Raw genomic sequence first — 254 nt, 5'->3', positions numbered from 1 at the left:
GTTAATCAAATAAAAGAGTCATGCGAAATGGAGTCTGTCATTACTGGAATGGAGCCTACAGGCCATTATTGGCTTAATTTAGCTCATATTCTAAAGGAGGAACAGATTAAGTTCGTCACGGTCAATCCTTTACACGTCAAGCACAGTAAGGAGCTAGACGATAACTCTCCAACTAAAAACGATGTAAAAGACGCAAAAGTCATTGCACAACTAGTCAAAGATGGTAGATACGCCGAACCAACGATACCACAAGG

Annotated in this window: 1 protein-coding gene; it reads left to right on the top strand. The window is 40.6% G+C overall.

Features of this window, described 5'->3' with window-relative positions; translation table 11 throughout:
• Positions 1–254: IS110 family transposase (locus tag LXM54_RS27810; protein ID WP_233319574.1), on the top strand; the 254-nt coding region annotated here is incomplete at both ends.

Source organism: Bacillus sp. Au-Bac7 (genome assembly GCF_021341655.1).
Lineage (GTDB): Bacteria > Bacillota > Bacilli > Bacillales > Cytobacillaceae > Niallia.
The sequence above is the reverse complement of the archived record's forward strand: the minus strand, read 5'-3'. Positions and strand labels throughout refer to the sequence as shown.